The 14,509-nt window shown below is 43.7% G+C and carries 12 protein-coding genes; 10 read left to right on the top strand and 2 right to left on the bottom strand.

What is annotated here, in order from left to right; translation table 11 throughout:
* The first annotated feature begins 25 nt into the window (after positions 1-25).
* The 3 genes from ilvN (at position 26) to HED67_RS14595 (ending at position 3,565) form a co-directional block, all read left to right on the top strand.
* On the top strand, positions 26-544 hold the full coding sequence (gene ilvN / locus HED67_RS14605) for an acetolactate synthase small subunit (protein ID WP_178441626.1): 519 nt from the start codon (positions 26-28) through the stop codon (positions 542-544).
* Between the two features lie 85 nt (positions 545-629).
* Complete coding sequence (gene ilvC, locus HED67_RS14600) at positions 630-1,646, top strand: ketol-acid reductoisomerase (protein WP_015515465.1); 1,017 nt, start codon at positions 630-632, stop codon at positions 1,644-1,646.
* Positions 1,647-2,080: 434 nt separating this feature from the next.
* Positions 2,081-3,565 (top strand): aldehyde dehydrogenase family protein, encoded by a 1,485-nt coding sequence (locus HED67_RS14595; protein WP_117527507.1) that lies wholly within the window; start codon positions 2,081-2,083, stop codon positions 3,563-3,565.
* A 93-nt stretch (positions 3,566-3,658) separates the two neighbouring features.
* Here the strand turns inward: HED67_RS14595 and HED67_RS14590 are convergent, their stop codons facing one another.
* A complete protein-coding gene (locus tag HED67_RS14590) occupies positions 3,659-4,546 on the bottom strand; it encodes a LysR family transcriptional regulator (RefSeq protein WP_221718745.1) in 888 nt (295 codons plus the stop codon).
* A gap of 261 nt (positions 4,547-4,807) precedes the next feature.
* On the opposite strand from HED67_RS14590, the gene leuB reads away from it, so the two are divergent.
* From leuB to HED67_RS14560, 6 genes are all read left to right on the top strand, one after another.
* The gene (gene leuB, locus HED67_RS14585) at positions 4,808-5,896 is read left to right on the top strand and encodes a 3-isopropylmalate dehydrogenase (RefSeq protein ID WP_178441624.1); all 1,089 of its coding nucleotides are present in this window, start codon (positions 4,808-4,810) and stop codon (positions 5,894-5,896) included.
* A 111-nt stretch (positions 5,897-6,007) separates the two neighbouring features.
* Positions 6,008-7,678, top strand: coding sequence for a dihydroxy-acid dehydratase (gene ilvD, locus HED67_RS14580; RefSeq protein WP_221718744.1), 1,671 nt, complete (start codon positions 6,008-6,010; stop codon positions 7,676-7,678).
* Between the two features lie 21 nt (positions 7,679-7,699).
* Positions 7,700-9,376, top strand: coding sequence for a biosynthetic-type acetolactate synthase large subunit (gene ilvB, locus HED67_RS14575; protein WP_178441622.1), 1,677 nt, complete (start codon positions 7,700-7,702; stop codon positions 9,374-9,376).
* 62 nt (positions 9,377-9,438) lie between these two features.
* Positions 9,439-10,524, top strand: a complete 1,086-nt coding sequence (gene serC, locus HED67_RS14570; protein WP_221718743.1) for a 3-phosphoserine/phosphohydroxythreonine transaminase — start codon at positions 9,439-9,441, stop codon at positions 10,522-10,524.
* 22 nt (positions 10,525-10,546) lie between these two features.
* Complete coding sequence (locus HED67_RS14565; RefSeq protein WP_178440979.1) at positions 10,547-11,710, top strand: phosphoglycerate dehydrogenase; 1,164 nt, start codon at positions 10,547-10,549, stop codon at positions 11,708-11,710.
* A 4-nt stretch (positions 11,711-11,714) separates the two neighbouring features.
* On the top strand, positions 11,715-12,956 hold the full coding sequence (locus tag HED67_RS14560; RefSeq protein ID WP_221718742.1) for a DUF1015 domain-containing protein: 1,242 nt from the start codon (positions 11,715-11,717) through the stop codon (positions 12,954-12,956).
* 119 nt (positions 12,957-13,075) lie between these two features.
* On the opposite strand, the gene HED67_RS14555 is transcribed toward HED67_RS14560, so the two are convergent.
* The gene (locus HED67_RS14555; protein WP_221718741.1) at positions 13,076-13,948 is read right to left on the bottom strand and encodes a mechanosensitive ion channel family protein; all 873 of its coding nucleotides are present in this window, start codon (positions 13,946-13,948) and stop codon (positions 13,076-13,078) included.
* A gap of 196 nt (positions 13,949-14,144) precedes the next feature.
* On the opposite strand from HED67_RS14555, the gene HED67_RS14550 reads away from it, so the two are divergent.
* Positions 14,145-14,459, top strand: coding sequence for a helix-turn-helix domain-containing protein (locus tag HED67_RS14550; protein WP_178440967.1), 315 nt, complete (start codon positions 14,145-14,147; stop codon positions 14,457-14,459).
* Positions 14,460-14,509: the final 50 nt, after the last annotated feature.

Below are 14,509 nucleotides of genomic sequence, written 5' to 3'. Positions count from 1 at the left end.
CTTCGGGGAAAGGATGTAATTGAACATGAAAGAACGCAAGAAGATATTAACGATGCTGGTGGAGAATAACTATGGTGTTACCAGTCGTGTTTCCGGTATGTTCAGCAGACGAGGCTTCAACCTGGACAGTTTTACAGGATGTGATACACTGGATCCAAGATTTTCCAGAATTACAGTAGTTGTTCATGGTGATGAGCAGGTACTGGAACAGATTGAGAAACAGGTCAGAAAGCTGGAAGATGTGATCTATGTGACAGATTTGACAGCAGTAGATTCGGTCTGTCGTGAACTGATGCTTGTGAAGATCCGGGTACTTCCGGAAAACCGTCAGTCTATTATGGCAGTCAGCAGCATTTTCCACGGCAAAGTGGTGGATGTGACAAGGGATTCTATGATCATCGAGCTGACAGGCAAACAGGAGAAACTGGATGCATTTATTAATCTGCTGGATGGCTATGAGATACTTGAAGTTGCCAGTACAGGCCTGACAGGTCTGGAACGCGGTTCAGAGTGTGTTGTGCCTTTGAAGGCGAAGAGCTTTTAACAGGCAGGAGTGATAACAGAATAATAGGTATTTATTATCCATTATTAATACATTTATTTTTATACTATCAGGAGGTTTCATAACAATGGCTAAGATTTTTTATGAACAGGACTGTAATCTCTCATTATTAGAGGGCAAGACAATCGCCATTATCGGTTACGGCAGCCAGGGACATGCTCATGCAAAGAATTTAAAGGATTCAGGATGCCATGTCATCATTGGTCTTTACAAAGGCAGCAAGTCCTGGGCTAAAGCTGAATCAGAAGGTTTTGAAGTTTATACATCTGCAGAAGCAGCTAAGAAGGCTGATATCATCATGATTCTGATCAATGATGAGAAACAGGCTGCACTTTACAAAGACGAGATCGAACCAAACCTGGAAGCTGGCAACATGCTGATGTTTGCTCATGGTTTCAATATCCATTTCGGAACAATCGTGCCTCCTAAGGATGTTGATGTTACAATGATCGCACCTAAGGCACCTGGTCATACAGTAAGAAGTGAGTATGTAGCAGGTAAAGGTACACCTTGTCTGATCGCTGTAGAACAGGATGCAACAGGCAAAGCTCAGGAACTGGCTTTAGCTTATGCACTTGGTATCGGCGGTGCAAGAGCAGGTGTTCTGGAAACAACATTCAGAATCGAAACAGAAACTGACCTTTTCGGCGAACAGGCAGTCCTTTGCGGTGGTGTTTGTGCACTGATGCAGGCTGGTTTTGAAACACTGGTTGAAGCTGGCTATGACCCAAGAAATGCATACTTCGAATGTATCCATGAAATGAAACTGATCGTAGACCTGATCTATCAGTCAGGCTTTGCCGGCATGAGATACTCTATCTCCAACACAGCAGAGTACGGTGATTATATCACAGGTCCTAAGATTGTTACAGAAGATACAAAGAAAGCAATGAAACAGATTCTGTCCGATATCCAGGATGGTACATTTGCAAAAGAATTCTTACTGGATATGTCTGATGCAGGCAAGCAGGTACACTTCAAAGCAATGAGAAAGAAAGCTGCAGAACATCCATCAGAAAAAGTTGGTGAAGAAATCAGAAAACTTTACAGCTGGAATGGCGAAGACAAACTGATCAACAACTAATTCTTCTGTTTTTCAAGAGAATAACGATAAGAGAGGTCATCACTCGAAAGAGGGATGGCTTCTTTTTTTGTGACAAGCGATACGTTTAAACACATTTTTTTGAAAAGAAATTAACGATGGAAACGTTTCATTCGGAAAAAACACTTTCCAAACGGAAAGGATACCGTTTGGAAAAAGACAAATTGTATTTAAATAAATACAATTAAATTTGGCTAGTCTGCTCACAAATCAAATAAATAATTGTGAATAAATGCTAAAACAATTAAAATATAAACTGAAAATAATGTTAAATAAACATCGAAGTCTGACAATAAGAGCGTTAAACTATAAATTATTGTTGACTATAAAACAATTTGGTGCTAAGATGAAGACATCAAAGGAACTGAAGGCTCGAGCATCAAGTCATTTTTTACACAATGAAGGGGGGACAACATATGAAGACTTGTTTACAGGAAAAATACGGTTTATTTATTAATGGTCAGTGGCAGCCGGCTTCTGACGGAAAGACATTTAAGAGCTACAATCCGGCTAATGGCGAACTACTGGCAGAGTGTGCACAGGCGACAGATGCAGATCTTGATCTTGCTGTAGATAGTGCATGGAAAGCATGGGATTCATGGAAACAGACAACACCTGCAGAGAGAGCGAAGATTCTGAATAGAATTGCGGACATTATCGATGAGAATGCAGAGCATCTTGCAATGGTAGAGACGTTAGATAATGGCAAACCGATTCGTGAGACAATGGCAATTGATATTCCTTATTCGGCTGAACATTTCAGATATTTTGCAGGTGCTGTTCTGGCTGAAGAAGGAACGGCTTCTATGCTGGATGGCAATACAATGAGTCTGATTCTCAGAGAGCCGATTGGTGTTGTTGGTCAGATTGTACCTTGGAATTTCCCATTTTTGATGGCTGCATGGAAGTTGGCACCAGTTCTTGCAAGCGGATGCTGTACCGTCTTTAAACCTTCTAGCACAACATCTTTGAGTGTGCTTGAGTTTGCGAGACTGATTCAGGATGTTCTTCCGGCAGGTGTCTTTAATGTAATCACAGGTTCCGGTTCTGGCGTTGGCAATTCAATGTTAAAACATAAAGGTTTCAGAAAACTGGCATTTACAGGTTCTACAGAGGTCGGCAGAGATGTCGCACTGGCAGCGGCAGAGAAACTGATTCCGTCCACACTGGAACTTGGCGGTAAATCAGCAAATATTTTCTTTGATGACTGCAAGTGGGATATGGCATTAGATGGTCTGCAGCTTGGTATTTTGTTCAATCAGGGTCAGGTCTGCTGCGCTGGTTCAAGAGTATTTGTCCAAGAAGGTATTTATGACAAGTTTGTAGAAGCTGCTGTGAAAGCATTTAATCATGTGAAAGTCGGTCTTCCGTGGGAACAGGATACACAGATGGGTTCACAGATTAATGAAGGGCAGCTTAAGAAGATCCTTTCCTATATAGATATCGCAAAATCAGAAGGTGCAACTATTGCTTGTGGCGGTGAGAGATGTACGGAAGGTGAACTTGCAAAAGGTGCATTTATGAAACCGACACTGATCACGAATGTTACAAATGATATGCGCGTGGCTCAGGAAGAGATTTTCGGACCGGTTGCATGTGTGATCAAGTTCAAGACAGAGGACGAAGTGATTGTGATGGCCAATGACAGCAAATACGGTCTTGGTGGTGCCGTATGGACAAGAGATATCAATCGTGCGATCCGTGTATCAAGAGCGATTGAAACAGGTAGAATGTGGGTCAATACTTACAATGCGATTCCGGCAGGTGCACCGTTTGGTGGCTACAAGCAGTCTGGCATTGGAAGAGAGACACATAAAGTGATTCTTGAACATTATACACAGATGAAGAATATTATGATCAATCTTTCTGAAGCACCGTCAGGCTTTTATCCTGAAAAATAATAGTGAAAGACAATAAAAAACGGATGTTTAATTTTAAATGAGCCGTAAAAAAACAGCATTGTGAAAGAGAATTTCGCAATGCTGTTTTCAGTGCTAAGAAACGAAATCAATGAAAGCGTTGAGAAAACGGTGGGATGATCGGCCCCTTTTCCAGGCAAATCCAATTTCTCTCGGGTGAATAGTCTGCGGGGTGGGGATTTCGACGAGAAGGCCGCTTTTCAGGTCGTCAGCGACAAAATCTCTGATGACACAGGCAATGCCAAGACCGGTTCTGGCGAATTCAATCAGAAGGTCCATTGTTGTGATCTCAATCAGATTGGAGGCATGAATGTGATTTTCCTCAAGGAAATAATCAATAAACTGCCGGGATGCATTGGCTTTGTCAAGAAGCATTAGTGTGCCGGCATTGAGCAGATCCAGGCCGGAGACCTGTGTGCGCATCTGAAGATTGTTGAGATAGTTGGGCGTACAGACGAAAACATCCTCGATTCTTCCCTGTGAAACAAAGGAAATATGTCCGGTGTCTTCCGGTTTGGCCACCAGGCCAAGATCAATAGAGCCGTCTCTGAGCATATCCAGTGTATGGTTGGTGGACTGGCAGGAAATATTGATACTAATATGCGGATACTGCGCAATAAATGTTTTCAGATAAGGCAGCAGGCGGTACCTGCAGAGAGTTGTGCTGACGCCGATGGTAAGGTGCCCAAGTCCCATATCACGAAAGCGGGAGAGTTCCGCTTCTCCTGCTTCAAGAGAGTGGAAAGCGTCCGATACATGATGAAAAAGCAGCAGCCCTTCTTCTGTCAGAGAAACACCACGGGAGGTACGTTCGAAGAGGTGTGTCTGAAGTTCGCTTTCAAGACTGCTGATGGATTTGCTGATGGCAGGCTGACTAATGTAGAGCCGTCTGGCAGCAGCGGAGATGGAGCCGCATTGGGCAACGGTATAAAAAATGCGGTATAAAGAAAGGTTGGTATCCATGGATTTTCCTCCTATAACTGTAACTTATAACCAATATTCGTAATATATATTTCTATTATACATCTAATTATGGTACAATAACAACACTGGAATTTCAACAGAAAAAGGACGGCAAATGACACCAGTTTTACCTGGTGTTTTTAGTTTTATACGTTAACAAGGTAAATTTTTACGTAATTACAGTTGAAATTCCCCAAAAAATAGTTTATTATAGATTTTAACGCAAATGCAAGGCCGTTTGTCCGGGAAAGGGAGATTATCATGAATTATAAGATTGCATTAATTAAAGGTGACGGTATTGGTCCTGAAATTGTAGATGAGGCGGTGAAGGTGCTGAATCAGGTTGGAGAGAAGTATGGTCATACATTTGATTATACAAGAGTACTGATGGGGGGAGAGTCCATTGATGCCTGCGGTGTACCATTAACAGATGAAGCCATTGCACAGTGCAAAGCAAGCGATTCTGTACTGATGGGTTCTATCGGCGGCAATACGACCACATCACCATGGTACAAACTGGAGCCATCCCTTCGTCCGGAGGCTGGTTTGCTGAAGCTTCGTAAGTCTCTTGGTTTATTTGCCAATATTCGTCCGGCTTATCTGTATGATGAATTAAAGGCAGCATGCCCGATCAAGGATGAGATTATCGGTGATCAGGGATTTGATATGGTGATCATGCGTGAGCTGACAGGCGGTCTTTATTTCGGTGAGAGAAAGACGGTTGAGGAGAATGGGGTCCTGAAAGCTTACGATTCACTGACTTATGATGAGAACGAGATCAGAAGAATTGCCATCAAAGGTTTTGAGATTGCTATGAAGAGACGCAAGAATGTCATTAGTGTTGATAAAGCCAATGTACTTGATTCTTCACGTTTGTGGAGAAAGGTTGTTGAAGAAGTGGCGAAGGATTATCCGGAAGTGACATACTCCCATATGCTGGTTGACAACTGTGCGATGCAGCTTGTAAAGAATCCGGGGCAGTTTGATGTTATTCTGACAGAGAATATGTTTGGTGACATTCTTTCTGATGAAGCAAGTGAGATTACAGGTTCCATCGGTATGCTGTCATCCGCCAGCCTCAGCGAGACAAGCCTTGGTCTGTATGAACCAAGTCATGGCTCTGCACCGGATATTGCAGGAACGAATCAGGCAAATCCGATCGCAACTATTCTTTCGGCGGCTATGATGCTCAGATATTCATTAAACCTTGACAAGGAAGCAGATGCTATTGAAGCAGCAGTTAAGGCTGTTTTGAAGAAAGGACTCAGAACGGTTGATATTATGTCTGAAGGCTGTACACAGCTTGGCTGCAAAGAAATGGGCGATGCTATCGCAGCAGAGATTCAGTAAATTTTTGGTTTACACAGGAAGTTATGTTTCATGTGAAGACATACAGAAGTTTGTGGCAAAAGGTATAGAGATAAATACATATAGATATTTTTTCAGGAAGGAATTAATAGAATGAAGAGTGATAATGTAAAAAGCGGTATGCAGCAGGCACCGCATCGTTCCTTGTTTAATGCACTGGGGATGACTCAGGAAGAAATGAAGAAACCACTTGTAGGTATCGTAAGTTCCTACAATGAAATTGTACCGGGCCATATGAACCTGGACAAGATTGTCAATGCAGTTAAGCTTGGTGTTGCCATGGCAGGCGGTACACCGGTTGTTTTCCCGGCAATTGCTGTCTGTGACGGTATTGCTATGGGGCATATCGGTATGAAATATTCCCTTGTAACACGTGATCTGATCGCAGATTCCACAGAGGCAATGGCTATTGCCCATCAGTTTGATGCATTGGTTATGGTGCCGAACTGTGATAAGAATGTTCCGGGACTTCTGATGGCAGCTGCCAGAGTGAATGTGCCGACTGTATTTGTCAGCGGCGGTCCGATGTTAGCCGGCCATGTAAAAGGACAGAAGACGAGCCTTTCCAGTATGTTTGAAGCAGTCGGTTCCTATGCAGCAGGCAAGATGTCTGAGGAAGATGTGCTTGACTATGAACAGCATGCTTGTCCGACCTGCGGTTCCTGTTCCGGTATGTATACTGCCAATAGTATGAACTGTCTGACAGAAGCCATCGGCATGGGCCTTCAGGGCAACGGCACAATTCCGGCTGTTTATTCCGAACGTATTAAATTGGCAAAACATGCGGGTATGAAGGTTATGGAACTTCTTGAGAAGAATATCCGTCCGAGAGATATCCTGACAGAGAAGGCATTTATGAACGCACTGACAGTGGATATGGCCCTGGGATGTTCTACCAATACAATGCTCCATCTTCCTGCCATTGCCCATGAAGCAGGTGTTGAGATCAATCTTGATATTGCCAATGAACTCAGCGCAAAGACACCGAACCTGTGTCATCTGGCACCGGCTGGTCATACATATATGGAAGAACTCAATGAAGCAGGCGGTGTTTACGCTGTAATGAACGAATTGAATAAGAAAGGACTTCTTTATACAGACCTGATCACTGCAACAGGCAAGACTGTTGGTGAGAATATCAAAGGCTGTGAGAATAAGAACCCTGAAGTGATCCGTCCAATTGACAATCCATACAGCCAGACAGGCGGCATTGCTGTACTGAAGGGTAATCTTGCAGTGAACGGCAGCGTTGTTAAACGTTCTGCAGTTGTTCCTGAGATGATGGTACATGAAGGACCTGCACGTGTCTTTGACTGTGAAGAGGATGCCATTGCAGCAATCAAGGGTGGTAAGATTGTACCGGGAGATGTTGTTGTTATCCGTTATGAGGGACCAAAGGGCGGACCTGGCATGAGAGAAATGCTGAATCCGACATCTGCCATCGCAGGCATGGGTCTGGGCTCCAGTGTGGCACTGATCACAGACGGACGTTTCTCAGGTGCCTCCAGAGGTGCCTCCATCGGTCATGTTTCTCCGGAGGCAGCACTTGGCGGCAATATTGCGCTTGTTGAAGAGGGTGATATTATCAAGATCAATATTCCTGAAAATACATTGAATGTCGATGTTTCTGATGAAGTGCTTGCCGAGAGAAGAACAAAATGGCAGCCAAGAGAGCCGAAGGTTACAACAGGTTATCTGGCACGTTACGCTGCACTTGTTACAGACAGCAGTAAGGGTGCAATCCTTCAGGCTCCGACAGTATAGATATCGGAAGGGAAGAATAGAATGTTATTAACAGGAGCAGAAATTGTAGTTGAATGTCTGAAAGAGCAGGGTGTGGATACAGTTTTCGGCTATCCCGGCGGTGCGATCCTCAATGTGTATGATGCGCTTTACAAACACAGCGATGAGATCAGACATGTCTTAACTTCACATGAGCAGGGGGCTTCCCATGCGGCAGATGGTTATGCCCGTGCAACAGGTAAAGTTGGTGTGTGTCTGGCAACATCCGGACCGGGAGCAACCAATATTGTTACAGGTATTGCGACAGCTTATATGGATTCCGTTCCGGTGGTCGCTATCACCTGCAATGTCAATGTCAATCTTCTTGGCAAAGATAGTTTTCAGGAAATCGATATCGCCGGTATCACAATGCCGGTGACAAAGCATAATTTTATTGTTAAAGATGTGAATAAGCTGGCGGATACCATCCGCCGTGCCTTTTCCATTGCCCAGACAGGTCGTCCGGGCCCTGTCCTTGTGGATATCCCGAAGGATGTGACCGGTGCAGAGGCTGAATATGAATATAAGAAGCCGACACCGATCAAACGGAAGGCAGATCAGATCAATGAGGAAACTGTACAGGAAGTCATCGGTCTGATAGAACATTCTTTAAGACCTTTTATTCTCGTGGGCGGCGGTGTGATCCGTGCGGATGCGGCAGATGAACTCAGGGAATTTGCAGCTAAAGTGCAGGCGCCGGTAGCAGATACATTGATGGGCAAAGGTGCATTTGACGGCAGAGAAGATGCTTACACAGGTATGGTTGGTATGCATGGTACCAAGACATCAAATTATGGTATTACAGAATCCGATCTGCTGATTGCCATCGGTACACGTTTTTCTGACCGTGTTCTGGGCAATGTCAAGGCATTTGCCAGACATGCGGATCTTGTACATATTGATGTGGATGCTGCGGAAGTCAACAAAAACGTTATGTGCAAGTATTCGATTGAGGGCGACGCCAAGGTGGTACTTCAGATTTTGAATCAGAAACTTCAGCAGCAGGATCATGAGCCGTGGATGCGTCATATCCGTGAGATGAAGTCACGTTATCCGATGAATTACAACCATGAAGTACTGACAGGGCCGGGGGTTGTCGAGAGTATTTATAAGGCAACAAACGGTGATGCGATTATTTGTACAGAAGTTGGGCAGAACCAGATGTGGGCTGCACAATTTTATAAATATAAAGAACCTAGACAGTTTATCTCATCCGGTGGTCTTGGCACGATGGGATATGGCCTTGGTGCTGCACTTGGTGCAAAGCTGGGATGCCCGGACAGAACAGTAATCAATGTTGCCGGAGACGGTTGTTTCCGAATGAACATGAATGAGCTGGCAACAGCTTCCAGATATCAGATTCCGGTCATTGAAGTGGTTGTCAACAACCATGTACTTGGTATGGTCAGACAGTGGCAGACATTGTTTTATGGCGAACGCTATTCAGCAACAGTTTTAAATGACAGTGTTGATTATGTAAAGGTTGCCGAAGCCCTGGGCGTGGATGGCCGACGCGTGACAACACAGAAAGAATTTGATGAAGCCATTCAGTGGGCGATCAATTTAAAGAAGCCGGTTCTCATTGATTGTATGATTGATCCGGATGATAAGGTATGGCCGATGGTTGCTCCCGGAGCATCCATTGCAGATACATTTTCCGAGGAAGACCTCGACAATTAATATCCGTAAACCACCTTTTGGTTTAAATATATTATAATTCATCTAAAAAGGAGAGAAGAAAAATGAGCAGAGTTTATAACTTTTCAGCAGGACCAGCTGTACTGCCTGTTGAAGTATTGCAGGAAGCAGCGGATGAAATGCTTGACTACAGAGGTACTGGCATGTCAGTAATGGAGATGAGTCATCGATCTAAAGCTTTCGACAATATTATTAAAGAAGCAGAAGCTGATTTAAGAAAGCTCATGAATATTCCAGACAACTATAAGGTGTTGTTCCTTCAGGGTGGTGCTTCACAGCAGTTTGCCATGATTCCTATGAACTTCATGAAAAATAGAAAAGCGGGATATATCCTGACTGGTCAGTGGGCTAAGAAAGCATTTTCAGAAGCTAAGATCTTCGGCGAAGCTGTCGAATTAGCCTCATCAGCAGATAAGACATTTACATATATTCCGGATTGCAGTGACCTGCCGATTACGGATGATATGGATTATGTGTATATTTGTGAAAACAACACAATTTATGGTACTAAATACCATACGTTGCCAAATACAAAAGGTAAATTACTGATTGCCGATCAGTCCTCATGTTTCTTATCAGAGCCTGTTGATGTGACAAAATATGGTATGATTTATGCCGGCGTTCAGAAGAATGTAGGCCCTGCTGGTACTGTTATTGCCATCATCAGAGAAGATCTGATTACAGATGATGTTCTTCCGGGTACACCAACCATGCTGAAGTACAAGACTCAGGCAGACAATGATTCTCTGTACAATACACCGCCTTGCTATGGTATTTATATCTGCGGCAAAGTCTTCAAATGGCTGTTAAAGACAGGCGGCCTTGAAGAGAGAAAGAAAATCAATGAAGCCAAGGCAAAGATTCTCTATAATTTCCTTGATCAGAGCAAAATGTTCAAAGGTACTGTTGAGAAGGAAAGCCGTTCTATCATGAATGTTCCTTTTGTAACAGGTGATGCGGATCTGGATGCCAAATTTGTTGCAGAAGCCAAGGCAGCCGGTTTTGAGAATCTGAAAGGCCATCGTACCGTTGGCGGTATGAGAGCCAGCATTTACAATGCAATGCCTACAGAAGGTGTTGTAGCTCTTGTTGATTTTATGAAGAAGTTTGAGGAAGAGAATACAAAATAGGCCGAATTGTCCGGAGGTAATGATCATGAAAATTAGTTGCTTAAATCCAATTGCTGCTGTAGGAATGCAGCTTTTTACAGATGCTTATGAGAAGGTTGACGATTTTTCTGCAAGTGATGCAGCACTTGTAAGAAGTGCCAGTGTTCATGAACTGGAACTGCCGGATCAGCTGCTGGCAATCGCCAGAGCCGGTGCGGGTGTCAATAATATTCCATTGGACAAATGTGCAGAAAAAGGTATTGTTGTCTTTAATACACCGGGTGCCAATGCCAATGGTGTAAAGGAAGCTGTTCTTGCAGGTCTTTTCCTTGGCGCAAGAGATATTGTCGGCGGCGTAAACTGGGTTCAGACAGTGAAGGAAGATCCGAATGTGGCCAAACTTGTTGAGAAAGGCAAGAAACAGTTTGCCGGCACAGAGATCATGGGCAAGAAGATCGGCGTAATCGGTCTGGGTGCCATCGGTGTTCTGGTAGCCAATGCCTGTGTGGCACTTGGTATGGAAGTTTATGGTTATGACCCGTTCATTTCTGTTGACGCTGCATGGAATCTGTCAAAGGATATCAAACATATTGCCAATGTTGAAGATATCTATGCAAATTGTGATTATATTACAGTGCATGTACCTTTGATGGACAGCACAAAGAAGATGATCAATGCGGATGCATTTGCGAAGATGAAAGATGGCGTCATTGTGCTGAACTTTGCACGTGACCTGTTGGTAGATGATGATGCCCTTGAAGCAGCCATTGCAGCGGGTAAGGTCAGAAAGTATATCACAGATTTCCCGAATGCAAAGACAGCTCAGATGAATGGCGTTGTGGCCATCCCTCATCTGGGTGCTTCTACAGAAGAATCAGAAGATAACTGTGCAGTGATGGCAGTGAAAGAATTGAGAGATTATCTTGAGAATGGTAATATCACACATTCTGTCAATTATCCTGCTTGTGATATGGGTATCTGCAAAGCCGCCGGACGTATTACAATCTGCCATAAGAATATCCCGAATATGCTGGGACAGCTGACAGGTGCATGTGCGGCTGAAGGCATCAATATTGAGGATATGACCAACAAGTCCAAAGGCGACTGGGCATACACAATGATGGATATCGGTTCCGAGGTTTCAGAAGCCCTTGTTGAGAAACTGGCAGCTATTAACGGAGTTGTAAAAGTACGAAAGGTGAAATAGCTTTATGGCCAATGTCAACCCTTTTCGGGCAATCAGGCCGTCATCTGCGCTGGCTGCGCAGGTGGCGGCTTTGCCTTATGATGTCTATAACAGAGAAGAAGCAGCGGAGAAAGTGAAAGGGCATCCTTTGTCTTTTCTTAATATTGACCGCCCGGAGACACAGTTTGATCCATCTATGGATATGTATGCGGACTGTGTTTATGAAAAAGCAAAAGAAATGCTGGACAGAGAGATTGCAGAGGGTGTTTTTGTTCAGGATGAACAGAAATGTTATTATCTGTATGAACTGACCATGAATGGCCGAACACAGACAGGCATTACTGCTTGTGTATCTATTGATGATTATCTGCATCAGGTTGTCAAAAAACATGAAGATACGAGAGCGGAGAAAGAACAGGACCGTATCCGGCATGTGGATGTCTGCAGTGCTCAGACAGGACCGATTTTTCTGACATACAGAACCAATCCGATCCTTTCTTATATCGTCTGTCATGTGAAGGAAGAATTGCCTGTGTATGATTTTGAGGCGGAAGATGGCATACAACACAGAGTGTGGATTGTTGATGATGACCTTGCGGTAGCTGCCATTGAAAAAGCCTTTGCGGCTGTTGATGCCTTGTACATTGCTGATGGTCATCATCGTGCAGCCAGTGCCTTTAAAGTGGGCATGAAGCGGCGAAGAACCCATCCGGCTTATAATGGAACAGAAGAATTCAATTATTTTCTTGCAGTTTTATTCCCGGAGGAAGAATTGAAGATTATGGATTATAATCGTTTGGTGAAAAGTCTGAATGGCTGGTCAAAAGAAGATTTTCTTGAGAGAATCCGACGGGACTTTACAGTGGAGTATGTAGGGAAGAAAGCTGTCTATCCATCTCAAAAGGGTGAATTCGGTATGTATCTGGAGCATGAGTGGTATAAATTGACAGTCCATCCGGACAAGACATCGGATGACCCTGTTGATGGACTGGATGTTTCGATTCTTCAGATGAATCTGCTGGATCCGGTACTTGGTATTGAAGATCCCAGAACAGATGAGAACATCGAATTCGTCGGAGGAATCAGAGGTCTGGGAGAGCTTGAAAAACGCTGTCACGAAGACATGGCGGCGGCGTTTTCAATGTATCCTACATCCATACAGGAATTGTTGGCCGTGGCCGATGCAGGACGGCTCATGCCGCCGAAATCCACATGGTTTGAACCAAAATTGAGGTCAGGCCTGTTCATCCATCAAATCGAAAAATAGCAGAGCGTTCTCAATAAACTTCTAGAAAGGATTTTCAATGAATATGTTCAATCACAGGTGCTTCCGGTGAATAAATTCATTGAAAATCCTTTTCTTTAAAGCTTATAGGCCGCACCACCTTATTTTTCGTGATTAATAAGGTTCACGTCCATATGGTCATATGGAATTTCAATGCCTTCTGCGTCGAAGGCTTTTTTGATGGCTTCACGGATTTCAAAACGTGTCTCCCAGTATTTGTCGGTGATTGCCCAGACTCTCAAAACCACTCGAACAGAGCTGCTGTCAAAATCCTGAACAAAGACAAGAGATTCGTGTGTTTTAGAGAGGGTTTGACATTCGGAAGCGACATTCAATAACACTGTCCTGACCCGGTCTATATTCTCATCGTAGCTGATGCTGACAGGAAAATCTATACGTCGGCTTTCTTGATTCGTCAGATTGGTTACCGGCGAATCTGCCAGTTTGCCGTTGGGAATACAGACCATTTCATTATTGGCAGTCAGAAGCCGGGTATAAATAATCTCAATAGATATGACCGTTCCCTCATGACCGTTTCCGTCATTGATGTAGTCGCCAACAACAAAAGGTTTCATGATCAGCAGAAGAACGCCGCCTGCAAAATTGGCAAGGCTGCCCTGAACGGCGAGACCGATGGCTAAACTGGCGGAAGTCAGCAAAGCGATGAGAGAAGTGGTATCCACCCCTAACTTGTTGATGACAATAATGGCTAGCAGTGTTCTTAATCCGAATTTGGTCAGTGAATTGATGAAACTTGTTACGCTGGCATCAAGTCTTGTTTTATCAAGGGAATGGCGAACAATTTTACAGGCAAACCTGGTCAAATACCATCCAATGATAAGAATGATCATCGCACTGACAAAAATGTGTGCTTTGCTGATAACATAATCGATTACTTTCTGAAGATAATCAATGGATTGTTCAGCCGTTTCGGCCAGATCACTGGCTGTGGCAGCTGAGACTAAAATGTGCATAAGGAACCTCCTTTTTACAAAAGATGATAATAGATGGAGAGATTTCGCATCTTCTGGAAAGTGTCTCCTGATTTGAATCTATTATAGCATATTAAAAGAAAAAAGAAATTAAAAGTTGTTTGTCGAAAAATCGCCCATTTGTCAAAATTTGTGGTATGATGTGGAAACAATAGATGGTGGAAGGAGGTTTGTCTGGGTGGATATTGCAGAGCGTATCATTAAACTGAATGAGAAGAGGGGATGGTCTGTTTATCGGCTGGCCAAGGAAGCGAAGATTTCATCGTCAACTTTGACGAATATGATGCGGCGGGGAACCTGCCCCTCGTTGACCACACTGGAACGTTTGTGTGAAGCGTATGGAATTACATTGGCGGAGTTCCTTTATGATCAGGAAGATCTGATTCATCTGAATGAAGCACAGAAGCGGCATTTGGATCGCTGGAATTTACTGACAGAGAGACAGAAGAGAGCAGTGGAACTCTTTATAGATGGACTGAGACAGATTGGATAGGGAATGATATTTTTAGAAGACACAGATAAGATAAAAAGCCGGATATTCAT

Source organism: Pseudocoprococcus catus (assembly GCF_019734885.1).
Taxonomy (GTDB): Bacteria; Bacillota; Clostridia; order Lachnospirales; family Lachnospiraceae; genus Coprococcus_A; species Coprococcus_A catus.
This window is presented reverse-complemented; position numbering and strand designations above follow the sequence as displayed.